This is a genomic window from Peribacillus muralis (assembly GCF_001439925.1).
GTDB lineage: Bacteria > Bacillota > Bacilli > Bacillales > DSM-1321 > Peribacillus > Peribacillus muralis.
The window spans coordinates 3655-4459 of sequence record NZ_LMBV01000054.1 but is presented as its reverse complement, the minus strand read 5'-3'; the positions used below and the strand labels follow the sequence as shown (position 1 = coordinate 4459).

General features: G+C 41.1%; 2 pseudogenes. Both read left to right on the top strand.

The features are described from left to right. Positions 1-122 precede the first annotated feature (122 nt). A pseudogene (locus ASU00_RS26545) lies at positions 123-575 on the top strand (transposase); the annotation flags it as partial. 1 nt (position 576) lies between these two features. Beyond that, positions 577-711, top strand: a pseudogene (locus ASU00_RS26540) (transposase); the annotation flags it as partial. Positions 712-805: the final 94 nt, after the last annotated feature.

Genomic DNA, 805 nt, shown 5'->3' with positions numbered 1-805 from the left:
GAAGCCTTTTCCACCAGAAAAATTTTATAAGGAAGAGACCAAAGAGATTAAAGAAAGTACAACGGATTCTGAGAGTGGTTATTATGTAAAAGATGAACGAACAAAACAGTTTGCCTATTCANTTCCATGCGGCCGCAGACCGCAACGGTTTTGTATTAGGAACAATTGTAACACCTGGAAATACACACGACAGTCAAGTCTTAGAGCCACTTATTGATCAAGTGATTGAGAAAGTTGGAAAACCGGAAGCCGTTGCCGCAGATGCAGCATATAAAACACCGGCAATTACAAACTACCTATTTAACAAAGAAATCCTACCGGCTTTACCCTATTCACGTCCTCGAACAAAAGAAGGGTTCTTCCGCAAACACGACTATGTATACGATGAACATTTTGATTGTTACCTTTGCCCTTCGGGCGAGTTATTAACGTACTCAACAACTAATAAAGAGGGCTATCGCGAGTACAAATCGCCCAAACACATCTGTGCAACCTGCCCATCTTTATCACGGTGTACAGAAAGCAAAGATTATCAAAAAGTGGTGACACGGCATATCTGGCAAACACATGTGGAANGAAGCAGATCATTTGCGTCATCATCAAGATGTAAAACCTATCTATGCGAAACGTAAAGAAACGATTGAGTGTGTATTCGCAGATGCAAAAGAAAAGCATGGTATGCGTTGGACTACTTTAAGGGGACTTAAAAATNGATGCAGGCGATGCTTACTTTCGCTGCCATTAATTTAAAGAAGCTGGCCAATTGGACATGGCAAGCTCCAAAAATGGCCTAACATAGAGGGAT